The organism is Alkalibacterium sp. (assembly GCF_046484155.1).
GTDB lineage: Bacteria > Bacillota > Bacilli > Lactobacillales > Carnobacteriaceae_A > Alkalibacterium.
In genome coordinates, this window is record NZ_JAWOBT010000039.1 from 1 (window position 1) to 23,265 (window position 23,265).

22 protein-coding genes are annotated in these 23,265 nt (G+C 40.0%); 14 read left to right on the forward strand and 8 right to left on the reverse strand.

The window, feature by feature from the left end; translation table 11 throughout:
- The 3 genes from galT to R6U02_RS03135 all read left to right on the forward strand — a co-directional run.
- The coding region (gene galT / locus R6U02_RS03125) for a UDP-glucose--hexose-1-phosphate uridylyltransferase (RefSeq protein WP_410262179.1) at window positions 1–1,231 on the forward strand (1,231 nt) is incomplete at its 5' end.
- 31 nt (window positions 1,232–1,262) lie between these two features.
- Window positions 1,263–2,303, forward strand: a complete 1,041-nt coding sequence (locus R6U02_RS03130; RefSeq protein ID WP_410262180.1) for an aldose epimerase family protein — start codon at window positions 1,263–1,265, stop codon at window positions 2,301–2,303.
- A gap of 47 nt (window positions 2,304–2,350) precedes the next feature.
- Entirely contained in the window at window positions 2,351–3,340 is a 990-nt protein-coding gene (locus R6U02_RS03135) for a LacI family DNA-binding transcriptional regulator (protein WP_410262181.1), read from the forward strand.
- Between the two features lie 52 nt (window positions 3,341–3,392).
- Here R6U02_RS03135 and R6U02_RS03140 read toward each other — a convergent pair whose 3' ends face one another.
- Window positions 3,393–4,139, reverse strand: coding sequence for an NAD-dependent epimerase/dehydratase family protein (locus R6U02_RS03140; protein ID WP_410262182.1), 747 nt, complete (start codon window positions 4,137–4,139; stop codon window positions 3,393–3,395).
- A 310-nt stretch (window positions 4,140–4,449) separates the two neighbouring features.
- Between R6U02_RS03140 and tsaB the strand changes: the two genes are divergently transcribed.
- From tsaB to tsaD, 4 genes are read left to right on the forward strand one after another with little or no spacing between them, the layout of a single operon-like run.
- Window positions 4,450–5,178 carry a tRNA (adenosine(37)-N6)-threonylcarbamoyltransferase complex dimerization subunit type 1 TsaB gene (tsaB, locus tag R6U02_RS03145; RefSeq protein WP_410262183.1) on the forward strand — a complete coding sequence of 243 codons (729 nt, stop codon included), beginning with the start codon at window positions 4,450–4,452 and terminating at the stop codon, window positions 5,176–5,178.
- Complete coding sequence (gene rimI / locus R6U02_RS03150) at window positions 5,165–5,764, forward strand: ribosomal protein S18-alanine N-acetyltransferase (protein ID WP_410262184.1); 600 nt, start codon at window positions 5,165–5,167, stop codon at window positions 5,762–5,764. The genes tsaB and rimI (R6U02_RS03150) overlap by 14 nt, the downstream gene beginning before the upstream one ends.
- Window positions 5,761–6,288 (forward strand): ribosomal protein S18-alanine N-acetyltransferase, encoded by a 528-nt coding sequence (gene rimI, locus R6U02_RS03155; protein ID WP_410262185.1) that lies wholly within the window; start codon window positions 5,761–5,763, stop codon window positions 6,286–6,288. Before rimI (R6U02_RS03150) ends, rimI (R6U02_RS03155) begins: the two co-directional genes overlap by 4 nt.
- On the forward strand, window positions 6,248–7,258 hold the full coding sequence (tsaD, locus tag R6U02_RS03160) for a tRNA (adenosine(37)-N6)-threonylcarbamoyltransferase complex transferase subunit TsaD (RefSeq protein WP_410262186.1): 1,011 nt from the start codon (window positions 6,248–6,250) through the stop codon (window positions 7,256–7,258). Before rimI (R6U02_RS03155) ends, tsaD begins: the two co-directional genes overlap by 41 nt.
- Before the next feature lie 45 nt (window positions 7,259–7,303).
- Here tsaD and R6U02_RS03165 read toward each other — a convergent pair whose 3' ends face one another.
- The gene (locus R6U02_RS03165; protein ID WP_410262187.1) at window positions 7,304–9,250 is read right to left on the reverse strand and encodes an ABC-F family ATP-binding cassette domain-containing protein; all 1,947 of its coding nucleotides are present in this window, start codon (window positions 9,248–9,250) and stop codon (window positions 7,304–7,306) included.
- 372 nt (window positions 9,251–9,622) lie between these two features.
- Between R6U02_RS03165 and R6U02_RS03170 the strand changes: the two genes are divergently transcribed.
- A complete protein-coding gene (locus R6U02_RS03170; protein WP_410262188.1) occupies window positions 9,623–10,309 on the forward strand; it encodes a redox-sensing transcriptional repressor Rex in 687 nt (228 codons plus the stop codon).
- 48 nt (window positions 10,310–10,357) lie between these two features.
- On the opposite strand, the gene R6U02_RS03175 is transcribed toward R6U02_RS03170, so the two are convergent.
- Window positions 10,358–10,558 (reverse strand): DUF4305 domain-containing protein, encoded by a 201-nt coding sequence (locus tag R6U02_RS03175; protein ID WP_410262189.1) that lies wholly within the window; start codon window positions 10,556–10,558, stop codon window positions 10,358–10,360.
- Window positions 10,559–10,593: 35 nt separating this feature from the next.
- Entirely contained in the window at window positions 10,594–11,256 is a 663-nt protein-coding gene (locus tag R6U02_RS03180) for a CPBP family intramembrane glutamic endopeptidase (protein ID WP_410262190.1), read from the reverse strand.
- A gap of 238 nt (window positions 11,257–11,494) precedes the next feature.
- Between R6U02_RS03180 and groES the strand changes: the two genes are divergently transcribed.
- A complete protein-coding gene (groES, locus tag R6U02_RS03185; protein ID WP_410262191.1) occupies window positions 11,495–11,776 on the forward strand; it encodes a co-chaperone GroES in 282 nt (93 codons plus the stop codon).
- A 56-nt stretch (window positions 11,777–11,832) separates the two neighbouring features.
- Window positions 11,833–13,455, forward strand: coding sequence for a chaperonin GroEL (groL, locus tag R6U02_RS03190; RefSeq protein WP_410262192.1), 1,623 nt, complete (start codon window positions 11,833–11,835; stop codon window positions 13,453–13,455).
- A 90-nt stretch (window positions 13,456–13,545) separates the two neighbouring features.
- On the opposite strand, the gene R6U02_RS03195 is transcribed toward groL, so the two are convergent.
- Window positions 13,546–13,698, reverse strand: coding sequence for a hypothetical protein (locus R6U02_RS03195; protein WP_410262193.1), 153 nt, complete (start codon window positions 13,696–13,698; stop codon window positions 13,546–13,548).
- A gap of 138 nt (window positions 13,699–13,836) precedes the next feature.
- Between R6U02_RS03195 and R6U02_RS03200 the strand changes: the two genes are divergently transcribed.
- The 3 genes from R6U02_RS03200 to R6U02_RS03210 all read left to right on the forward strand — a co-directional run bounded on the left by R6U02_RS03200 (window position 13,837) and on the right by R6U02_RS03210 (window position 17,846).
- Window positions 13,837–14,616: a carbon-nitrogen family hydrolase gene (locus tag R6U02_RS03200; protein WP_410262194.1), complete on the forward strand. Its 780-nt coding sequence runs from the start codon at window positions 13,837–13,839 to the stop codon at window positions 14,614–14,616.
- Between the two features lie 109 nt (window positions 14,617–14,725).
- Window positions 14,726–16,201 (forward strand): phosphate:AMP phosphotransferase, encoded by a 1,476-nt coding sequence (locus tag R6U02_RS03205; protein WP_410262195.1) that lies wholly within the window; start codon window positions 14,726–14,728, stop codon window positions 16,199–16,201.
- 139 nt (window positions 16,202–16,340) lie between these two features.
- A complete protein-coding gene (locus R6U02_RS03210) occupies window positions 16,341–17,846 on the forward strand; it encodes a pyruvate kinase (RefSeq protein ID WP_410262196.1) in 1,506 nt (501 codons plus the stop codon).
- Window positions 17,847–18,044: 198 nt separating this feature from the next.
- Here R6U02_RS03210 and R6U02_RS03215 read toward each other — a convergent pair whose 3' ends face one another.
- The gene (locus R6U02_RS03215) at window positions 18,045–18,725 is read right to left on the reverse strand and encodes a CAP domain-containing protein (RefSeq protein ID WP_410262197.1); all 681 of its coding nucleotides are present in this window, start codon (window positions 18,723–18,725) and stop codon (window positions 18,045–18,047) included.
- 167 nt (window positions 18,726–18,892) lie between these two features.
- Between R6U02_RS03215 and R6U02_RS03220 the strand changes: the two genes are divergently transcribed.
- Window positions 18,893–20,281, forward strand: a complete 1,389-nt coding sequence (locus tag R6U02_RS03220) for an MATE family efflux transporter (protein ID WP_410262198.1) — start codon at window positions 18,893–18,895, stop codon at window positions 20,279–20,281.
- A gap of 66 nt (window positions 20,282–20,347) precedes the next feature.
- On the opposite strand, the gene R6U02_RS03225 is transcribed toward R6U02_RS03220, so the two are convergent.
- Both R6U02_RS03225 and R6U02_RS03230 read right to left on the reverse strand, forming a co-directional pair.
- Window positions 20,348–22,384: an ATP-binding cassette domain-containing protein gene (locus R6U02_RS03225; RefSeq protein ID WP_410262199.1), complete on the reverse strand. Its 2,037-nt coding sequence runs from the start codon at window positions 22,382–22,384 to the stop codon at window positions 20,348–20,350.
- Window positions 22,385–22,479: 95 nt separating this feature from the next.
- Complete coding sequence (locus R6U02_RS03230; RefSeq protein ID WP_410262200.1) at window positions 22,480–23,124, reverse strand: TetR/AcrR family transcriptional regulator; 645 nt, start codon at window positions 23,122–23,124, stop codon at window positions 22,480–22,482.
- Window positions 23,125–23,265: the final 141 nt, after the last annotated feature.

The following is a 23,265-nucleotide window of genomic DNA, read 5'->3' on the forward strand; positions in this document are numbered from 1 at the left end:
GGACTTGGTAACACCACGTCCATCTGAAGTGAATCAGTTTTTTTGGGAAGAATTTAAAAAAGGTCCTAAAAATGCAACAGATTATTTCTATGAAATGAGTAAACAAAATAATTATATTAAAACAAGAGAAATAGCTAAGAATATTGAATACAATCACCAGACAGAATATGGTGAACTGGAAATTACAATTAATTTATCTAAACCGGAAAAGGATCCTAAAGAAATTGCATTAGCTCGACAAACGAAATCCAATTATCCTGAGTGTAAACTGTGCATGGAAAATGAAGGCTATGCGGGTCATTTAACACATCCTGGAAGAGCAAACCACCGGCTCGTAAGAATGGATTTAAATGATGAAGAATGGGGATTCCAGTATTCGCCGTATGCTTACTATAATGAACATGCCATCTTTTTATCGCGCATTCACCGTGAGATGGACGTGGGTGTTCAAGCTATAAAAAACCTCTTGGATATCCTGACCACATTTCCTCATTATTTTGTGGGTTCTAATGCCGGACTTCCTATTGTGGGTGGGTCTATTTTATCTCACGACCATTATCAGGGCGGACGTTATACATTTCCTTTAGAAAAGGCACAGCCAGAGGATTCCTTTGAGTTAAGCGAGCTACCACAAGTTAAGACGAGTGTGATTAAATGGCCAATGTCGGTTATCCGCTTAACAAGTTTGGACAAAGAGGCAGTGGTCAGAGCTGCTGATAAAATTATGGTGATTTGGGAAAATTATTCCGATGAATCGGTGGGGATTTATGCTGAAGTAGATGGAGATCCGCATAATGCTGTTACACCGATAGCCCGACGTAAAGGCGAGATGTACGAACTCGATCTTGTTTTACGTAACAACCGGACATCTGAGAAGTTTCCTGACGGCATCTTCCACCCGCATCCACCTGTTCAACACATCAAGAAAGAAAATATCGGCTTGATCGAAGTGATGGGATTAGCTATTTTGCCGCCACGACTTAAAGATGAACTGCAGACGGTCAGAGATTATCTTGTTGGGAAAAACAGTCATGTCGACGATCTCCATCAAGAGTGGGCTGATGAATTAAAAGAGAAGAATAATATAACAGAAGATAATGTCAACGAAATTGTTGATAAAGCGGTCGGAGATATCTTTTTGCAGGTCTTGAAAGATGCAGGCGTCTTTAAACGTGATAAAGAAGGTAAAGAGGCCTTCAGACGTTTCATTGATTATTTGACGTTACATTGATAGATAGAGGATTACTTTAGGAGGAAAAATTGTGGAACTGACAAAAACTGTTTATGGAATATATGAGGGTAAAGATGTGCATGAATATACATTAACTAATTCGAAGGGTGTCTCCATGAGCGCGATTCCATTTGGGGCAACTCTGACCAAATTGGTCACACCAGATAAGGACGGAAAAAAAGAAAATATCACTTTAAACGTCAAAAGCTTGGAAGACTTTGTAAGGCATCGTCCTTTTTATGGTGCAACGATTGGCCGTGTCGCCGGTCGCATTACTAAAGGTAAATATTCCTTAGGTGGTAAAGAAATACAATTAGACGTTAACGAAGGAAACAACCTGTTGCATGGCGGATCCAAAGGCTTGGACACAAAGCTATGGGATATCGAAGCAAACGAAGTTGAGGGCAGACTTAATTTCAATTATGAAAGTCCGGCAGGAGAAAATGGTTTTCCCGGGACTATGCAGATCAATGTCACGTATACGTTGACTGAGGAAAATGAATGGGTGATCGATTATAAAGCAACGACCGACGAAACGACGTTGTTTAATCCTACCAATCATGTGTATTTCAATTTAACAGGAGACATCAAAAAACCGATATTAAATCATGAGTTGGAGCTAGCCAGTCGGTACTATGTGCCCCTTGCCGAAGAGAACTTGCCAGATGGAGACTTAGAAAGTGTTAAGGGCACACCCTTTGACTTTACAACAATTAAACCGGTTAGAGAGGCGGTGCTTTCAGATCATCCTCAAATCAAACCATTAAAGGGTTTGGACCATCCCTTTGTTCTGGATGAGGATGAGGACATTAAAGGGATATTATTTGATCCAGAAAGCAAAAGAGAAGTGAAATTCTATACAGACCGTAACAGCGTGGTTGTTTTCACTCATAATGGCGAAGTGGATGATTATACAATTGATGGCGAACCAGCTAAACAATATGCGGGTATTACTTTGGAAACCCAAACGTTACCCGATGCAATCAATCAGCCGAATTTCGGGAATATCATTTTGAGACCCGATGAGACGTTCCAGTCACAGACGACATATAAATTTGGAGTAAGAAAATAACTGTATTTATAGAATTATAAAAAACTTATAATACGAGGAGAGCAGAAATGGCAACTTTAAAGGATATTGCAAACAAAGCAGGCGTTTCCACTTCAACCGTTTCTCGGGTATTGAACTATGATTCATCACTATCTGTCGGCGAAGAGACGAAGAAAAGGATTTTTGAAGCCGCAGAAGAACTGGAATATAAAAATAAAAAAAAATCAGCAAAAAAGGCAAAAGGTAAATTGGCTATCATCAACTGGTATACTGAAGCGGAAGAGCTGCAAGATGTCTATTACATGTCCATCCGTTTAGGTGCTGAAAAACGCGCTAAAGCATTAGGTTATTCCTACCGTCGTGTATATAAACAAGATGAACTTATAGAAAATTCTGACTTGAATGGTATTCTGGCGATTGGAAAATTCAGCCAAAAACAAGTGAAGCAACTAAAAAGCAATGATGTTCCTCTTTGTTTTGTAGATTATCTGCCGAAAGAAGAATGTGACAGTGTGGTTGTGAATTTTAAAAAAGCGATGCGTGAAAATATTGATTATCTTATTGAAAAAGGTCATGAACGGATAGGCTTTATTGGCGGGGAAGAATCTTTTAGTGACGGGACGGGGCATTGGATCGATCCGAGAGAGAAAATAGTGAGAGAGCATCTCAAACGGAAAAAAATGTATCATGAAAACTATTTCTTTATAGGAGCTTTCCGTGTCGAAGATGGCAAAAAAAACATGCTCAAGGCGCTGGAATCTATCGAAAAGGAGCAGTGGCCAACGGCTTTTATCGCGGCAAATGATGCGATTGCCATCGGCTGTTTAAAAGCGCTGTATGAAAAAAATGTTAAAGTGCCAGAAGATATCAGTATCATTGGCTTTAACGATATCTCTACAGCTAAATATATCACGCCTTCTTTAACGACAGTGAAGGTCTATACAGAAGATATGGGCATTAGCGGAATCAATCTTCTTCACGAACGGATCGAAGAAGGACGAGATGTCACAAAGACAGTGATCATGTCTACGAAACTCATTGAGCGAGAAAGTACGTAACAGAAAAAAACGTCACCTCTTTTGAGGCGACGTTTTTTCATATCATCCTGATTCAGAGCCGATCAAGTTTTTCAAAAGCATTGTCTTGTGGCTGATACCCTAATTTGACACGTGCAGAATGAATATCTAAACGCGGGAATGTGTTTTTTGAGACGCCATTCACTAGTAAGTAGGGTTCCTCAAGGGATGCATTCAAACAGCAGTCGATAAGATGATTCATGTCGCCAGCTGAGAGATACATAGCCATACCATGAAAATCACTCTCTGGATCAAGTTCTGAGTCGTCTGATTTATAATCGCCAATGCGAATACCAATGGATTCGATATCTTTATTAAAAGCATAATAACTGGCCAGAGCTTCCAAATATGCTTTAGATACACCATACAAATCATCCGGACGGACTTGATCGGTTGTTTTTATTTGAACGTCATCAGGATAAGCATCACTAGCATGAATAGAACTCGCAAAAATAATACGTTTCAGCTTGGGAGCAGTCAATGCTTCTTTATATAAATTTTGCGGTAAGATGTAATTCAAGCCAACGAGGTCATCGTAAAAGTTAGCATCAGGATCTGGATTTGCAGCGAGTTGGATGACATATTCCACATCATCGAGTAATCCTTTCCATGCCTTGAGTTCTGTTAAATCTTTCCGGATGATGTCTACACCCTTTTTCAATTCTTCCGGAAAAGATGAAAAGTCAATGTCAGCAAGAACCAACTCATGCTCATTTTTTAAATGCCTGGTTAAATTAGTCCCAATCGTTCCGGTAGCTCCGGTAATCAATATCTTACTCACCTGAATCCTCCTCTAATGATAAATAAGGGAGCCATCCTTAAACTGAAAAGGGTGGCGTTTATAGAGAGTCTTATCTTTTTCCGTCGTCTTCTTTGACTTCTGCCACTGCTCTATCTTTAGCATCTTCAGCTTTATGTTTTAAACTTTCTTTATTTCCACTCGTTTCTCTCATATTTCATTCACGCTCATTGTATGATGAGGTGCTTATTATTGCAAAAATTAAGGCTGGAATGTGTCGGATTAGTTTCTCATGGCCGTCATAGTATGCTAAAATCAAGTTAAATAGATTGATGACCAGAGGAGTCTAAGTATGAAAATTTTGGCTATAGATACATCTAATCAAGTAATGTCCGTTGCTCTGATGGACGGGGCTCGTTTAATCGTTGAACGCATAGTAAATGTTAAGAGAAATCACAGTATTCAGTTGATGCCGGCTATTGAAGGGATGATGAAAGAAGCTGATTGGAAACCTAAAGAGTTAACAAGAATCGTTGTGGCGAAAGGTCCTGGTTCGTATACGGGTATTCGTATAGGTGTCACCGTGGCAAAAGCGTTAGCCTTTAGTTTGAATGTTGAACTTGTAGGTGTTTCGAGTCTTGAAGTTTTAGCTGCAAATGGCGCGCAGATACCAGATTCATATTGTGTTCCGATTTTTGATGCCAGGCGCGGCAATATCTATACAGGAATATACCAATATAAGGGATATAGACTTGTTCAAATTGAAAAAGATACACATGTTTCTGCCGAACAATGGGGACAGTATTTGAAACATCTAAATGGGCCTATTCAATTATTGGGTGAAGATCGACTTATGCACACAGAGTTATTTGAAAAATATTGTGGCGATAAACTGATCGAATTACCTTCAGGTCTGCATTATCCGCGCGCCAGTGTATTGGCTGAACGAGGAAGATGCCTTGAACCGGAAAATGTTCATTTGTTTGAACCGGAATATTTGAAGTTAGCTGAAGCTGAGCAGAATTGGATGGAGGCACATCCTAACTTTGAAAAAGGGGGCGGGTGGATTGAAAAACTTTAAAGAATGGATTTCAGAAAGAGTAGCTAAATCGTCAACCAAATCATTTTTGCCTATTTCAACACGTGCCAAATTAAACCAGCATTTTTATGCTCTTTCAGATGAGCAATTTCTAAAAGTGAAAATAGCTGATGAAAACGACGTGGATAGTATTTTGAAAATTGAACGCCTTTGTTATGAGGGACAGACACCCTGGAACCGAATGGCAATTTTACACGAAATTCGTTACAATAAAAATGCTTTTTACATTATCATGTATGATGATGAACGGCCAGTGGCCTTTGTTGGCACCTGGTTCGTCGCACATGAAGCACATATCACTAATGTTGCTACAGTACCTTTCTACCAAAATAAAGGAATAGCCACCTACTTATTAAAAGAAATCATGCGCATTGCGCAGGCAGAAGAAATTGAAAAAGTCACGTTAGAAGTTAGAGTCTCTAATGAGACGGCTCAGAGTTTGTATCAGTCTCTGGGTTTTATTGACGGTCGGATTAAACATGGGTATTATGCCAACGATCACGAGGATGCTCTGGAAATGATACGAGTGCTTGAACAGAAAACCGGTGAAACGGTGAATGAAGGATGATCGGTAAGATTCAAGAGCAACGCGTGAGCATCAGACGATATAATTTCAATGAGGAAAAACATGATCGGTTCTATGATATTGCAAGGCAGTCTTTCAACTTCGGTTCACCCTGGACAGTTGAACAGTACCAGGAAACTTTAGCAAGGGAGGATCTTGTCTTTTTTGTAGCTGAAATAGAAACGCATCTTATTGGTTATATTGGAGGGAAACTGTTTCTCGATGATGCAGAGGTTTTTACCATCGTTGTATCCAAAGAATTTCAACAACAACAGGTCGCTCATTTTCTGCTTAATCGATTTGAAGAAGAATGTCGTTCAATGAAAATAGACACGATTTTTTTAGAAGTGAGAGAATCCAATGAAATAGCTCGATCGTTTTATCTGAAAAATCAATTTGAAGTTACTGAAGTAAGGGAAAATTATTATACACATCCCTCAGAAAACGCAATAATAATGAAAAGTAAGAGTAGAGAGAAGGAAGAACATGGACAAGAAGCGGATTTTAGCGATAGAGACCAGTTGTGATGAAACGAGTGCTGCAGTGATAGAGGACGGTCATACGATTCTATCAAATATTGTCGCTTCGCAAATAAAAAGTCACCAGAGATTTGGCGGCGTTGTTCCCGAAATAGCCAGTCGTCATCATGTCGAACAAATAACATTGATTATTGAAGATGCATTAAAGGAAGCGGCAGTCACTTATGATGAATTAGACGCCGTAGCGGTCACGGAAGGTCCGGGACTCGTAGGTGCTTTGCTGATTGGCGTAAATGCTGCGAAAGCCATTGCTTTTGCTCATGATTTACCACTGATAGCCGTCAATCATATCAAAGGTCACATCTTTGCCAACCAATTGGTATCCACGCTCTCCTTTCCTATTCTTTCGCTAGTTGTGAGTGGGGGGCATACTGAACTTATTTATATGGAATCAGAAGATTCTTACGAAATAATTGGAGAGACGCGCGATGATGCAGCTGGAGAAGCGTATGATAAAATCGGTCGTGTCTTGGGAGTCCCTTACCCGGGAGGAAAACATATCGATCAAATGGCTCATGAAGGAAAAGATACCTATCATTTCCCGCGGGCCATGATGAAAGACGATACCTTTGATTTTAGTTTTAGTGGATTGAAAAGTTCATTTATCAATACCGTTCATAATGCTAAACAGAAAGATGAAGAGATCCATCTCAACGATCTAGCAGCCAGTTTTCAAGCCGCTGTCATCGATGTGTTAGTCTCTAAAACCATTCGAGCAGCTAAAGGAAAAAAGGTTAATCAATTAGTTCTGGCTGGCGGTGTAGCAGCCAATAAAGGCTTACGGACAGCGTTACAGACAGCTGTTTCAGAGGAATTAACAGAAGTCGAAATGCTTATTCCGCCGCTTGAACTGTGTGGTGACAATGCTGCAATGATCGGGGCTGCTGCTTATATACAACTGAAGAACAATAACTTTGCGGATTATACATTAAATGGAAGACCCGGATTAACTGTTTAAAGCAAGAAAAAACCACCAGTGACTTTTCAGCTGGCGGTTTTTGTTTTATTCATCTGTTAAATCATCTAAGGCGAATTGCTTTTCTTCCCATTCTTCGAGTAAGCGGTCCTGTTGTAATTGCAGCGTCGCATTTTCCTTTGAAAAACTTTCCAGTTTTTCAAAATCATTTGATATTTTTGGATCACTTAACGATTCTTGAACAGATTCGATTTGGGTTTCAAGTTGTTCGAGTTCGTCTTCGATGGATTGAATAGCACGTTCGATTTTTCGCTGATTTTTCTGCACTTCTTTTTGATTTTCAAATGTTTTTTTAGCAGAGGATGGAGCTGTTTCAGTCTGTTCTTCTTCCGTTTGCTCTAGTAATTTCAAGGCTTCCAGCTCTGTTTTTTTCTGGATATAATAATCATAGTCTCCCAAATAGACATCGGCACCCTTCTCATTTAACTCAATGACTCTTGTGGCTAACCGGTTAATGAAATAACGATCATGAGAAACGAATAGAAGAGTACCTGGATAGTCAATGAGGGCATTTTCGAGAACTTCTTTGGAATCGATGTCCAAGTGGTTGGTCGGTTCATCTAAAAGCAATAAGTTGTTCTTTTCCAAAGAGAGCTTGGCTAAGGCAACACGTGCTTTTTCTCCACCGCTTAACGAAGCAATCGATTTTCCAACATCATCTCCGCTGAATAGGAAAGAACCCAGTAAAGTGCGTATATGTTGTTCAGGCAGATTAGGATGATCGTCCCAGATCTCGTCCAAAACGGTTTTCTTGTCATTCAAAAGGTTTTGTTCTTGATCGTAATAACCTAACTCTACTTTCGCGCCGTAATTAATTGTGCCGTTTAGTGGAGGAATCATTTGATTAATGGTTTTAAGCAAAGTTGTTTTCCCAACGCCATTGGGACCGACGATGGCGATCGATTCTTCTTTTCTGATATCTAAATCAATGTGACTGGAAAGTGCGGTATCTTCGTAACCGATGGAAAGGTCTTCTGTCTGCAAGACGATTTGTCCTGACTCTCTTTCCGTCTGAAATCCGAAATTCGCACTTTTTTCGTCGTTTTGAGGTTTGTTAATAGTATCCATTTTTTCAAGTTGCTTGCGACGTGCCTGGGCGCGTTTGGTTGTAGAAGCACGAACGATGTTTTTATCAACAAAATCTTCAAGTTTGGCTATCTTCTTCTGTTGTTTTTCAAAGACTTTCCACTCGCGTCTGATTTTTTCAGCTTTTAATTTCAAGTAATTTGAGTAATTGCCAGGGAAATACTCAACTGAACCTCTGCTTACTTCGTAAACTTCATTAATGACTTTGTCTAAAAAATAGCGATCATGAGAAACGATTAAAAGAGCTTTGGAATAGTTTTGCAAATAGGTTTCTAGCCATGCCAGCGTTTCAATATCCAGATGGTTCGTCGGTTCATCCAGGATGAGCAGATCCTTTTTCTCTAAAAGTAACTGAGCTAGAGCCAGTCGTGTTTTTTGACCTCCGGATAAATTCTGGATCGGTGTATCGTAATCTGCCTCGTAAAACCTGAAGCCGTGTAACACTGAACGGATCTCACTTTCAATACCGTAACCATTTTTTTCATGGAAAGTGAGCTGCAAAGTATCGTATCGGCTGAGCAACTCATTATACTCGGTACCCGATTTATCCAATGCCGGATCACTTAATTTTTTTTCGATCTCCCGCATGTCTCTTTCAATTGCTAAAAGGGGTTCAGCGATTTTCATCATTTCATCCCAAATACTTAAAGAGGAATCTAAACCGGTATATTGGTCAAGATAACCGATGGTGATTTCTTTCTTTTTATGAACATTTCCGGAATCAGGTTCTTCTCTCCCAGCTAATATTTCCAGTAATGTTGTTTTTCCAGCGCCATTTCTACCTACGAGACCAATGCGCGCATTGTCTTTGATTTCGATAGTCACGTTATCAAATAGTTTTTCGGCGCCAAAATAGCGCGAAATCTTTTCAGTTTGTAATAGTATCATTTTTGTATCCTCATTTTCTTAAATATTACCGTTTAGTTATCCCTTACAGTTTAGCACACATATGATAGATAACAATATCAGAGTAGCTATTTATTGGGGGATCTTGTGAATGGCGTTCTCAATTAAGCGTGTGCTATTATCATGTGTGCTTGCTCACTAATTACACTAACGTTCAAACGTGTACAATGTATTTATTCAATCATAATCAGAATGATTCTCATTGATCAGGTCGTTTTGCTTTTATTTGAGAGGATTAATGCTATAATATGAGTTGATAGAAATTTAAAAGTTTGTGAATGCACAAAGATGATGATTGAAGTAAATTATAATAAAACTAAAGTTAATTTTTAAAGTGGATGAGGAGAATAAATTATGGCCGAAAAAAAAATACCTAAAGCAACAGCTAGACGCTTACCTTTATACTATCGTTATTTAAGGTTTTTATATGAAGCGGGAAAAGAACGCATATCGTCTGCCAAGTTGAGTGAAGCAGTTAAAGTTGACAGTGCAACGATACGCCGTGATTTTTCTTACTTTGGTGCCTTGGGAAAAAGAGGGTACGGTTATGATGTTGAAGAGTTAATGAATTTCTTTAGCAAAACCTTAAATCAGGATAGACTAACGAATGTAGCTCTGATTGGGGTCGGTAATTTAGGACAAGCGTTATTGAATTATAATTTCCGTCGTAATAATAACATTCGGATAAGTGCCGGTTTTGATGTTAAGGATGAGCTAATCGGTACGATTCATCAAGGTGTGCCTATTTACTCGATCGATGATATGGTGGAACAGCTTGACTTGCAGCAAATCGATGTGGCTATTCTAACCGTACCTTCAGAAATCGCACAAGAAATGGCTGATAAACTAGTCGAAGGCGGCGTAAAAGGGATCATGAATTTCACACCGATTCGTATGACGGTGCCTAAGCATGTTCGTGTCCACAATGTTGATTTAACCAATGAGTTACAAACACTTATTTATTTCATCAATTATTACCAGGATCAGGATACAGAAAAATCGGGCGAGAACGATGAAGAGATGAATGATTTTATCATTTAAGTAAATAAATAAAAAACGGGCAACCATTTAAAAGGTTGCCCGTTTTTTTTATTTTTGACTCTTCTTGATGCGATAGTAAGCATTGGATAGATGGATACCATTGACAAAATCTTTAGTAGCAAAGATGGCGAAGAGATATGAAAAGAATCCCCAGCCATTCGAAGATACTGAATCAATGGTAAAGAAAAGGAAGAGAGCAAAAAAGAGAAATTTAAAGACGATCTGAAATCTAAGTTGTTTTTCTGTCATAGTAAATCCTTTCTTAATGAGCAGTTTATGAATAATTAGAGTAGATATAAATTAGCTAAAACAGCCAGAGTGTTCATCAGACAATGAGCGATAATCGGTGTCCAGATGTTTTTTGTTTTAAAATAAAGCCAGGAAAAGACAAGTCCCATTGATGAATACACGAGAAGCAAGCCATCGAAATGAATGAAGGCAAAGATTAAAGAGCTGATGACCGCAGCACCAACGCCGCCTGTTCTATCGACCAGCATGCCGAATATGGCTTTTCGGAAGACGAATTCTTCCATGACCGGACCGGCTAAACCGATAAGCAATATGAAGATAGGATAGTTTCTCACCACTTCTACCAGCATTTGAGTATTTTGTGATTCCATTGGAGAACCTAGAAATCTAACTTCGATAATACTAGCTAAATTTTGGGCAAAGAGCGCGATGAAAATCCCGATGATTCCCCAGATCAATATATCTTTTTTTTGTTTTGAAAAAGATTCTTCAAAAGAAAAAGTCATCGCATATTTCTTTTCAATACCGATCATGCCTACAGCACCCAAAGTAAAGAGGATAAGTGACGGCATCAAAAATGCTACGGGGCCGAAAGTTTCAGGCAGGAATAGCGGAATGATTCCTGATAAGAGTTGAACTAGCACAAAAAGTATGATGATACGTATGGCAGCTTTTTTATTTGATAGGGCTTGGTTCATTAAAGTCATCCTTTTAGTTGGTTTCTACAATACTACCAATTTAACACAAATTGAGACGTGTTTCCACAAAGGGAAAAATGAAGATTTTTAGAAGATAGGGCTTGCATGACTCCGCACTTTTGAATATACTAAGAAGTGGAGTTAGCACTCGACCGAAGAGAGTGCTAAAACTCACACCTTCACTATGATATAGTGAAACTCTAAAAAATAAACATCAAAATGATGGAGGGATCACATTATGTTAAAACCATTAGGAAATCGTGTGCTTTTGAAAGTGAAAAAAGAAGAAAAAACAACCAGCGGGTTAGTATTACCAGATTCGGCTAAGGAAAAACCTCAGACAGCTGAAGTTATTGCTGTCGGTGAAGGGAAATTACTCGATAACGGAAACTACGCTAAAGTAGCTGTTTCAGTTGGAGACGAAGTTGTTTTCGAAAAATATTCAGGTTCTGAAATCAAATTTCAAGGTACGGAGTATTTGGTTGTTAAAGATACAGATATTATTGCTATCGTTGAATAATCCCATAAAATATACAGTTTGATTTAAATACAATCGATGAAGGAGAGAATACAAACATGGCTAAAGATATTAAATTTTCTGAAGATGCGCGTGCAGCAATGCTGCGTGGTGTAGATAAATTAGCAAATACTGTTAAAGTTACCTTAGGTCCAAAAGGTAGAAATGTTATTTTAGATAAAGCTTTTGGTGCACCTCAAATCACTAACGATGGCGTTACCATTGCAAAAGAAATCGAATTAGAAGATAAATTTGAAAACATGGGTGCACAATTGGTAGTTGAAGTCGCAAGCAAGACAAATGACATTGCCGGTGACGGAACAACGACAGCAACTGTATTGGCCCAAGCGATCGTTAACGAAGGCATGAAAAATGTAACAGCTGGCGCCAACCCGGTCGGTATCCGCCGAGGAATTGAAATAGCAACGAAAAAAGCCGTAGAATCACTTCGCGAGATCTCAACTCAGGTTGATGATAAGGAATCGATTGCTCAAATAGCTGCGATTTCTTCAGGAGATGAAGAAATTGGTCTTTTACTTGCTGATGCTATGGAAAAAGTCGGTAGCGACGGTGTTATTACTATTGAAGAATCTCAAGGAATTGAAACGGAATTAGATGTTGTTGAAGGGATGCAGTTTGATCGTGGTTACTTATCTCAATACATGGTAACGGATAACGAAAAAATGGAAGCTAGCTTAGACAATCCATATATTTTAATTACAGATAAGAAAATTTCATCTGTTTCGGAGATTTTACCTGTACTCGAAAATATTATGCAGCAAAATCGTCCATTACTGATCATTGCTGATGACATTGACGGAGAAGCATTACCTACATTGGTATTGAATAAAATTCGCGGCACCTTAAATGTAGTTGCTGTTAAAGCACCAGGATTTGGCGATCGCCGTAAAGGTATGCTGGAAGATATCGCGACCTTGACAAACGGGACCGTCATTACCAGTGAGTTAGGCTTAGACTTAAAAGACATGACCATCGATCAATTAGGTACAGCCGGTAAAGTTGTTGTGACTAAAGATGACACCACTATTGTTGAGGGCACTGGCGATAAAACGGCTATTGAACAACGTGTGAACATGTTGCGCGCTCAAGCTGAAGAGACAAATTCAGAATTTGACCGTGAAAAACTGCAAGAACGTATTGCTAAACTAGCTGGCGGTGTGGCTGTAATCAGAGTCGGGGCAGCTACCGAAACAGAAATCAAAGAACGTAAATTACGCATTGAAGATGCATTGAATGCCGCTCGTGCAGCCGTTGAAGAAGGCGTTATTGCCGGTGGTGGAACAGCATACATCAATATCTTGAGTAAATTGGAAGAAATCGAAGCAGAAGGCGATGTAGCGACAGGTGTGAAAATCGTCTTACGTGCACTTGAAGAACCTGTTCGTCAAATCGCGCAAAATGCCGGACTAGACGGCAGTGTTATCGTTGAACGTTTGAAACACGTTGAACCAGGTATTGGCTTCAATGCTGCAACAGGAGAAATGGTCAACATGGTCGAAGCAGGTATCATCGATCCAACCAAAGTAGCCCGTTCAGCTCTTCAAAATGCTGCATCTGTATCAGCTCTGATTCTTACAACGGAAGCAGCTGTTGCAGAATTCCCTGAAAAAAATGGACCGGCCGGCGGAATGGATCCAAACGGCATGGGCGGTATGATGTAATCAAACGAACACTTCTTTTCAATAACTATTAAAGACGAAACGCCCTGGCTACTCTATGTGAGTAGTCAGGGCGTTTTTTATGTATCCAGTTTAGCCAAAGAGCGACTCAAGTACGGAAACGAGGAGAGCAGATGCGTCAAAACCTAAATAAAGGAGAATACCATCGATGATAGGGTACCCAATGACAAAACCAAGGAAGAAAAATAAAAACTTTTTATTATCATTTCTTTTTTTCACTTTCATCTTCACATCCTTCTTTTTAAGATATATATATGTAAATTAATTTAATGATAAACAAGAATTAAGAAGAAGTCAACTTGTGGCTTACTGCTTCTATTATTGATAAACTGAATGCAAGAATAGAATTCGAGGGGTGATAGTATGTTAGTCTGCGCGCTGCAAGTCGATTTGATTTATAAGAATGAGAAGAAGAATCAGAATAAAATAACTGAACTGATCAAGACAGCCGTGGAAAGAAATAAACCAGATGTGTTCGTTCTGCCTGAAATGTGGAACGTTTCTTTTTTCCCAGATAACTTAGAAGAATATGCGGATAAAGACGGCAAAGAAACGAAAGATTTTCTGGGTAATTTAGCAAAAATGTACCATGTGAATATAGTCGGTGGTTCGGTAGCCACATCTTCTAAAGGAGAGTACTATAATACGAGCTATACATTCAACCGAGAAGGCGAGCTCGTGCATACGTACAATAAAGTTCATCTGTTTTCGCCTTCGAACGAACATCAGATTTTTACAGCGGGTAATCAACTGGGGATATTTGAACTTGATGGTGTAAAAGTAGGGGTAGCTACCTGCTATGATTTACGCTTTGTAGAATGGATCAGGCGGATGGCACTGGAAGATATCCAGGTTTTGTTTGTACCGGCTGCATGGCCGCATCCGCGTGTCCATGTCTGGGAGACCCTGCTTCGTGCACGGGCAATCGAAAATCAATTCTTTGTCGTGGGTGTCAACAGTATAGGGGAAACAGATAAATTGAAATTCTGCGGTCATTCAACCATATTCAATCCTTTAGGAGAATACCTAGCTTCAGCCAGAGAAGAAGAGATGCTGTTATGGTCTGATTTAAACTTGGATAGTATAAAGAAAGTCCGACAGGATATAGCTATCTATGCTGATCGTCGGCCAGATCTCTATTAAAGGGATACCGGTCAAGAGAGGCTCGATAATGGAATTGTTTCCGTCTTAGCTATTCTTTCAATAAAAATAAGTAGGCATTTTGATTCAAGCAATATGAGGAGGCATTACCATGTTAAAAGATTATGACTTTGATGATTTTGAAAATCCATATAGTTCATTTAAAACCAAAGAATTAGGCGAACGTCTGTCACGTGCCCAACGATTAATAGGTAATTTAAATATTCCAGTTTTAATCATTGTAGATGGTTGGGAATCATCCGGCAAGGGTTACGTTATTAATGATCTAGTGAAAGAATTGGATCCGAAGCATTTTAAAGTGAGCGTGTTTGAAAACCCTACGGAAGAAGAACGCAGCAGACCTTTTTTATGGCGTTTCTGGAATAAAATCCCTGGGTATGGGGATTTTGCTATTTATGACCGCAGTTTTTATTTTAAACTCTTCAATAATTTATCTATAGATGGCGAAGAATTAGAAAAAGACATTAAAGATATCAGTTCGATCGAGAAACAATTATTAGATGATAAAACCATTATCATTAAATTTTTTCTCCATCAGAAAGAGAAAACACAGCAGAAAAGAATCGATGAGTTGAAAGATGATGAATACCGCTCTTTTATGATCAGTGAACGTGATGAAGATCAATATGACCATTATGATGAATATCTTGAACATTTTGACAATATATTAGCGAAATCTGACTTTACTTTCAGCAAGTGGCATGTGGTTTCCTCTGAAGATAAAAAAGATGCCTCTGATAAAGTGCTGGGGATGACGAATGATTTAATTCATCAGGGCATCGACCGGATCATGGGTATGCAAAAGGGCGGATCAAGAAAAGAATTAAGAGATTACTTACCACAAGAAAAACCACTAGCTGAATTAGATCTGGGGTTGAAACTGGCTGATGAGGAATACGATGAATTAAAAGACGAGTTGCAGCTTGAAGCCCGGGAATTGGCTTTTCAATTGTATACCAAAGGGATACCCACCGTACTGGTGTTTGAAGGTGTCGATGCGGCTGGTAAAGGCGGTGCCATTAAGCGCCTGACTCGAGAAATGGATCCGCGGGGATATGAAGTGGTCACGACCTCGGCGCCCTCAGAATTGGAACGAGATCATCACTATTTGTGGCGTTTTTATAAAAACTTTCCGAAAATGGGAGAGATGAAAATATTTGACCGCAGCTGGTATGGCCGAGTCATGGTCGAGCGAGTCGAAGGACTGGCAGAAATGGAAGAATGGGACCGCGCTTACGCTGAAATCAATCAAATGGAGGAACACCTTCATAATTTTGGCACTCTTGTCCTGAAGTTCTTTATTTACATCGATAAAGACGAACAACTTGCCCGGTTTAAAGATCGCGAAACTGAACCGGACAAGATTTATAAACTCACAGATGAAGATTGGCGTAACCGTGAAAAGTGGGATGATCACATAGAGGCGATGAATGAAATGCTGGTTCGTACGAATACGGAACACGCCCCATGGATCATCGTAGAAGGGCAGCAGAAGGAGTATGCGCGCATCAAAGTATTGAAAACATTTATTGAACATGCTCAAAAAATCTTGGGACAGAAAGACTAAGCAAGAACAAGAAAAGAGTGTTTCTTTGGAAATACTCTTTTTTGCTTCTCGCGAAAAAGAGCTATTCCGTGAGATAGATTGAAATTTCAGTATAATTAAATCATACAGGGTAACGTTATCTGAATAGAAAAGAGATGAAATGATGGCTAAAGATTCAGCCAAAAATTTAAACAGTTTGCTAGAACAAGTTTCTCAGCTAAGAGAAGCTGTATATCAGGAAGGTACAGAATTATTTCAGAAATGGGAAAAAGACATTGACCGCAAAGAGTTTCTATTAAGTGCCAGGGATTTAGCTTATTATCTGGCGTTAAGGAGACGGGATATTCGGAATATTCAAATGGAACTGACACCTTTGGGATTGTCATCGCTGGGCCGATTAGAGTCCCGGACACTGAATAATTTGGATGCAGTATTAACGAGTCTTTCGATTATAGCGGGCAAAGAAAGTGAGTGGTCGTATCCTTCTTATGAATCGTTTATCGCTGGTCAGGAACAGTTGACAAAAAATACCCGTCAACTATTCGGAAATAAACCCGAAAGCAGGCACACACGTATCATGGTTACGATGCCTTCTGAAGCGGCAAAAGATGACCAGTTGATTCAACTCCTTATTCGAAACGGCATGAATGTGGCACGGATTAACTGCGCCCATGATGATGCGGAAATATGGAAGGAAATGGTCGGTCGTATCAGAAAGATAGCTGAAAATGAACAGGCTGATGTGAAAGTTTTAATGGATATTGCAGGTCCCAAAATTAGAACGGGATGGGTTTTTACGACGTTAAAAAAGCCAAAAGTGAAACCTGGGGATAAGTGGTATCTTGCGAAAAACTGGGAAGATTTGCCCCATAAAAACGAAACAAAAGTAACGGCAGGCTGTAGTATTTCAGAGATATTCAAAACCCTTGAAGTAGGCGATCAGGTCTTGTACGATGACGGAACGATTGAATCGGAAGTAGAAGAAGTAACTGACGGTGGGTCAGTCCTGAGAGTGAAAAAGACCCGTACTGGGAAGAGTGTACGTATTAAAGCAGAAAAAGGATTGAATTTCCCCAAGAGCCAATTTGATTTGGAGATGCTGACCGAACAGGATAAAAAAGACATGGGATTTGCCATTGAGTATGCGGATATTATGGGATTGTCTTTTGTCAAAGATGCAGAGGATATTAAGAAAGTTCAGACGGAGTTGATCAGTCAAACTGATATTAAACGTGCTACTGAGATTCCATTGATGGCTAAAATCGAAACAATTCAGGCTGTAGAAAATTTACCTGCCATTATTATGACGGCTGCTGGAAAAAATCCGTTTAGCGTCATGATTGCCCGTGGAGACTTAGCGGTGGAAATCGGGTACAGTCGATTAGCAGAATTGCAGCAGGAGATTATGTGGATTTGTGAAGCAGCAGATATTCCTGTTGTCTGGGGTACGGAAGTGTTGGACAATATGATATCAAGCGGTATTCCGACTCGGGCTGAAGTGACTGATGCCGCTGAAGGAGACAGAGCAGAGTGTGTTATGTTAAATAAAGGTGATTACCTCACAGATGGGGTGGCTTTCTTGAGTGAAATTCTTAAAAAAATGCAGGAACACCAATATAAGAAGACATCCCGTCTCAGAGCGCTCAACATTGCAAAAGATAAATAAAATCAGTTCAGTATGTGATAAAAGACTCTAGGGAAAATCCAGCAGATCAGATTCTTTCCTCCTAAATATTCATCTCGATTTAATCGATAAGCAGCTTCTGAATATGATCTATTAGACATTTGTGTCAAAGTTTAGTACTACAAAAACTAAAAAGAATCTGAGCGCTGGCTCAGATTCTTAATTTGTATTATCGTTCTTTTATAATGGGGTCCCGAAAAGTTGGGTAGCATATAAGAATTCACCATCATAGTGGACGCCTACACCGATTTCCTCGTATTCCGGTTTGACCATGTTCTCATAATGACCTTCACTCTCGACCCAACCATCAAAGAGCAGTTCAGCCATTTCTTCTTCGCTCATGTAATAGGTTGCCATCCCCAAGTTCTCCCCGACGATTCGGTAAGGGTAACTAATGCCTTCTTCTTCAAAGACGGTAAAGGGATCCGTGCCATCAGGCCGTGTATGGGAAAAAGATTCTTCCGTCTCTTTGGCACGGATAATGGCTGCTGCTTTGAGCATGTCATTGGATGCAACCGTATTGAGGTTCAGTTCCTGTCTCAGTTCATTTACTAAAGAAATAATCGTTTGTTCAACCTTGTCGTAATCGACTTCTGCGTGTTCATTTGTCTCTATGATGGTATTGTCAGCTGCAGGACTCTCCTGGTCGTCAGTCAAGGAGGATTCACCGATGATGGGCAGGGAATCAAAAGAAGACCTTAACTGCGATAGTTCCGTTTGAGTGGGCATATAGTCGACGGCGGTATTCATCCAACCTCCTAAGCGTGTTCCGTTTAAAAGGCCGCTTACGCCTAGCCAGAAACCGATAGTGATGGCCAATAGCAGAGAAATCAATTTACTTAACAGTTTCATTTTTTTCATACCTTTCTGTTCTGAGCACAGTTTACCAGAAAGAGTCCAAGGTAAAAAGTTAAAAATAGTATAATTTTTTCGTTTTCGAATTGAGCTGATTCACTTCATTTTCCTATTGCTCTTTTGTATACTGGAATAGCTACTATTGATTATACATGTAAATAGGAGAGACAGATATGAAAAATATGAATTCCGAAAAATTAGGCACGATGCCAATGAACAAGTTGATCCTGACGCTTTCAGTTCCTATGATGATTTCGATGTTCATCCAATCTCTCTATAACGTGGTCGACAGTATGTTTGTGGCCCAGATCAGCGAAGAAGCGTTGGCGGCTCTGTCGCTTGTTTTTCCGATCCAAATGCTCATGGTGGCGATCGGTATTGGAACAGGAGTCGGAATGAATGCAGAGCTATCCAAGCGGTTAGGTGAGGGGAACCGGAAGCTGGCTAGCGCAGCAGCCAATAACGGTGTCTTCTTAACTCTGTTTCATTATGGTTTGTTTCTCGTCTTTGGGTCGTTGTTTGTGAGACCATTTTTTGAGCTGCAGACGGATAACGCTGAAATCATAAGGTACGGCATGGAATATACTGTGCTGATCACAACGCTTTCCGTTGGAAAGTTTATGCAATTCACATATGAACGCATCCTGCAGGCTACCGGACGCACATTTTACACGATGATAACGCAGGGCACAGGGGCCATACTGAATATTATTTTGGATCCGATTCTGATCTTTGGCTGGTTTGGCATCCCTGCTCTGGGTGTATACGGTGCTGCCATCGCTACCGTTATCGCACAAATAACTTCGGCCATTCTGGCAATCATCATTAATGCGAAAGTCAATGATGATTTAGACATGCACTTCTTTGGAAATAAACCGGATTTTGAAGTCATGAAACGTATTTATTCTGTAGGTATTCCTTCAATGGTGATGACGTCCATCACATCGCTGGTGACCTTGATTTTCAATAACATCTTGTTGCAGTTTACCCCCACAGCCATAGCTGTTTATGGGGTGTATATCAAGCTTCAGGGCTTTGCTTTCATGCCAGTCTTCGGTCTGAACAACGGAATGATCCCGATCGTCTCGTATAATTACGGAGCAAAGAATAAGGAAAGAGTGATTCAGGCGATTAAAGTATCACTGATATATGGCTTGATCATTATGCTCACAGGAACACTTTTATTTCAGTTGTTTGCGGTACAATTCCTGAATTTATTTAACGCCTCAGAAGAAATGATGGAAATCGGTGTACCTGCCTTGAGGATCATCAGTTTAAGCTTTGCTTTTGCCGGGATAAGCATCATGCTCGGGACTGTTTTCCAGTCACTAGGAAAAGCGGTGCTCAGTTTATGGATTCAAGTCATCCGTCAGCTGGTCGTCCTCGTTCCAGTTGCTTATATGCTGTCCTTAACGGGAAATGTCACTATGGTATGGTGGTCGAAACTGATATCTGAAGGAGTTACGGTCATCTTTACAATCTATGCCATGCGGTACGTGTACAATAAAAAAATTCAACCGTTGAAATCAGACGAGAATAAAACGAAGGACGCACCCAAATAATATGGGCACGTCCTTCGATTTATTTACAGCTATTTAGTCTTGCATGATTTCTTCTGTTTAGGTGAATCAATCACGACGGAGAGCTTCAATTGGATCCAATCTCGCAGCTTTGTTCGCTGGGAAAACACCGGCAATCACACTAATGATGATGCTGGCCAGGATACCAAACAAGGCATAAACTGGAGTCATGTGTAAGATAGTCGTTCCGAATAGGCTCTCAACAGCAATATTCCCGACTAGCGAGATAAAGGAAGCAATTCCGACGCCTAACAAACCACTGAACAAGCCAATAAGGAAGGATTCGGAAACGAAAATGCGACGGATATCTTTATTCCGGCCACCGATGGCTTTGATCACACCAATCTCTTGTGTCCGTTCAACTACGCTGATATAAAGTACCGTTAAAATCATGATAGCTGAAACGAATAGGGAGATACCCGCGACACCTGATAAAATATAGGTGAAGATATCCAGCATTTGTGTGAAGGTAGCTGCCAGAGTATCGGTAGACGAACCTCCATAGCCAAGTAGACTGAGCTCATCTTTGATAGCCTGCGAATTGTCAGCTTCATCGGCGAGAAGATAGGCCACGTTAGGTTCGACGGTCAATCCATTCTCCTCGTTCATGTCAGATAATGTATCCATAGTCATATAGACGGAATCAAAAGCGCTGGCCGGTCCGATGGCATTCCCGGGAGTGTAAATGCCGCTGACAGCATAATCCCCGGTTAAAGCGTCTCCGTTTACCGACAGTTTCACTTCAACTACTTCTCCTATCATGTCTTCAGCAGTAGCAGTCATGTTCCCGGCCATCTCTTCTGTAATGAGAACTTCACCGTTTTCCGGGAAGGTTCCATGCAGAATATTGGAATCGGTCATGTTTGCTGAAATGGTACCAAAGTTCATGAATGGATGCGTTTCATCCTCATAGACGACTGTGTCACTTCCCATTGAGAAGGAAGTATAGGCCAGCTCTATGTCTTCAACATGGGGGATCACCTCAAGCTGGTCGATATTCGATTCTTCAAAAGGAATATTTTTCGATAATTGAACAGCCGGATTATTTGTGACTAGATTCCCACCTTTCCCACTTTTTTCATCTGGTTGTTCTGTGGGAACCTCTGTATCAATTTCTTCATCAGTCTCTTCCTGCATGTCTTCAGTCATTCGGGCCTCACTGATCATAGGATTGACATTTTCATTCATGGTATCCGTTAAATAATCATTTACGCCATTACCCAGCGCAAGCATCAGGATAACGCTCATGATACCAATGCTGCCGCCCAACGAAATCAGGATATTTCGCCCTAGTTTTTCTTTCATGTTCAATAAGGCCATTCGAATGGCTGCAAAAAAACTAAGGTTTTTATTTTCCTGCCGTTTCTTTATTTGAAAAGCATTGTCGTGGTCATGTATAGATTCGCGTTTTTCGTCATTGACGATTTTTCCATCATCGATTGTAACCACTCGACTGGAGCGTGAAGCCACACTCTCTGAATGGGTAACCATAATGACCAGTTTGCCGTTTTTTGCAATCTCCTGAATAATATCCAGTACTTGATCGGATGTCTGGGAATCGAGGGCACCGGTCGGTTCATCTGCGATGATGATATCTGGATCATTTACGAGCGCCCGTGCAATAGCCACACGTTGTTTTTGACCCCCCGATAGTTGACTTGGTTTCTTATTGTAGTGATCTTTCAATCCCAAATGTTCTAGGACTTCTCGGGCTCTTTCTTTTCTAGTTTTTGCATCAACATTAGATAGGGTCATTGCTAAGGTAACGTTATCTAGTACGGATAGATGAGAGACGAGATTGAAACTTTGGAAAATGAAGCCGACCTTTTCTTTATGAAAATCGACCATTTCTTGTTCCTTGAAGTGGCCGAGGTTTTCTCCATCTACAATAATTTCACCTTCGAATTTCAAGTCAAGACCGCCCAACACGTTCATCAGTGTAGATTTGCCACTACCTGACTCGCCAATGATGGACACTAATTCTCCCTTGTCAAAAGATAATTGTACGTCTTTCAATGCATGAAAACGATCTTTATCGGTAATAGGGTAATACTTGTTTAAGTTATTCACTTCTAAAAACGGCATAAAACTGTTCCTCCTTCAATAGTAAGTGAGTAATCACTCACTTTTAACTCATGAATGGATTATATACCTTCATTGAGTATTCTGTCAAGGTTAAATTAAGGATGAAGTCCTTTTTCAAGAAAAAGAATGAGGTGGTTGGTTTCAGTCTTAGACTCGGCGTTGGTGGAAAAACCCATTGATTTGGCAATAATGTATCCAGCAATGAGGCTGATGATGAGACGCATGATTTCTTCGTTTGGCCAATCTATGATTTCTTTTTTTCTTTTAAAGAGATTTAAAATTTGATTGATCTCGTCGAGTAATGCTTTTGGAATCAACGTGATCAAGTTATCGCGCATCGATTCTTGATAGAGATATTCTGTCAGGAATATTTTCCAGATTTTTAGATTTTTTCCAGCAAAATCTATTCGTTCTGGTAGAACTTGGTGAAGAAAATCAGATAGGGACAAACTGTTAAGCTTAGCCATGTTATGTTGTGAATCTGTTGGGATCAAGTCTTCAAGTGATTGGCTGAGAAACGGTAGAATACTCGCGTAAAGCAAGTTCTCTTTTGAACCGAAATGTTTGAAGATGGTTCCTTCTGCTACGTTTGCTGAGCGTGCGATATCTTTAGTGGAGGTGTTTGAGTAGCCTTTTTCGGCGAACAGCAGCAAGCTAGCTTCCAAGATATCCTGCATCTTAGGGGTCAGTTTCTCGTTATTTTCAATTTTATGTTTGAATAGTTCAAAAATGGAGTCCAAATCAACCGCTCCTTCATGTGATTTTAATTTAATCTTACGGTGTAAATTGAAAACAAGCAAGGGCTTTCCGGGAAGAGCGGGAATATTCTATAGTCAAAAAGAGAGATAGCAGACCGATGTACTGGAATCTTCATATGAAAA

What these genes read in the sequence shown, in the direction of transcription:
- groES (WP_410262191.1), top strand. Translation starts at nt 11,495, where the DNA reads ATGTTAAAACCATTAGGAAATCGTGTGCTTTTGAAAGTGAAAAAAGAA.
- R6U02_RS03175 (WP_410262189.1), bottom strand. Translation starts at nt 10,558, where the DNA reads ATGACAGAAAAACAACTTAGATTTCAGATCGTCTTTAAATTTCTCTTT.
- groL (WP_410262192.1), top strand. Translation starts at nt 11,833, where the DNA reads ATGGCTAAAGATATTAAATTTTCTGAAGATGCGCGTGCAGCAATGCTG.
- R6U02_RS03170 (WP_410262188.1), top strand. Translation starts at nt 9,623, where the DNA reads ATGGCCGAAAAAAAAATACCTAAAGCAACAGCTAGACGCTTACCTTTA.
- tsaB (WP_410262183.1), top strand. Translation starts at nt 4,450, where the DNA reads ATGAAAATTTTGGCTATAGATACATCTAATCAAGTAATGTCCGTTGCT.
- R6U02_RS03135 (WP_410262181.1), top strand. Translation starts at nt 2,351, where the DNA reads ATGGCAACTTTAAAGGATATTGCAAACAAAGCAGGCGTTTCCACTTCA.
- R6U02_RS03210 (WP_410262196.1), top strand. Translation starts at nt 16,341, where the DNA reads ATGATGGCTAAAGATTCAGCCAAAAATTTAAACAGTTTGCTAGAACAA.
- R6U02_RS03220 (WP_410262198.1), top strand. Translation starts at nt 18,893, where the DNA reads ATGAAAAATATGAATTCCGAAAAATTAGGCACGATGCCAATGAACAAG.
- R6U02_RS03205 (WP_410262195.1), top strand. Translation starts at nt 14,726, where the DNA reads ATGTTAAAAGATTATGACTTTGATGATTTTGAAAATCCATATAGTTCA.
- R6U02_RS03200 (WP_410262194.1), top strand. Translation starts at nt 13,837, where the DNA reads ATGTTAGTCTGCGCGCTGCAAGTCGATTTGATTTATAAGAATGAGAAG.
- tsaD (WP_410262186.1), top strand. Translation starts at nt 6,248, where the DNA reads ATGGACAAGAAGCGGATTTTAGCGATAGAGACCAGTTGTGATGAAACG.
- R6U02_RS03195 (WP_410262193.1), bottom strand. Translation starts at nt 13,698, where the DNA reads ATGAAAGTGAAAAAAAGAAATGATAATAAAAAGTTTTTATTTTTCTTC.
- R6U02_RS03225 (WP_410262199.1), bottom strand. Translation starts at nt 22,384, where the DNA reads ATGCCGTTTTTAGAAGTGAATAACTTAAACAAGTATTACCCTATTACC.
- R6U02_RS03165 (WP_410262187.1), bottom strand. Translation starts at nt 9,250, where the DNA reads ATGATACTATTACAAACTGAAAAGATTTCGCGCTATTTTGGCGCCGAA.
- R6U02_RS03180 (WP_410262190.1), bottom strand. Translation starts at nt 11,256, where the DNA reads ATGAACCAAGCCCTATCAAATAAAAAAGCTGCCATACGTATCATCATA.
- R6U02_RS03215 (WP_410262197.1), bottom strand. Translation starts at nt 18,725, where the DNA reads ATGAAAAAAATGAAACTGTTAAGTAAATTGATTTCTCTGCTATTGGCC.
- rimI (WP_410262185.1), top strand. Translation starts at nt 5,761, where the DNA reads ATGATCGGTAAGATTCAAGAGCAACGCGTGAGCATCAGACGATATAAT.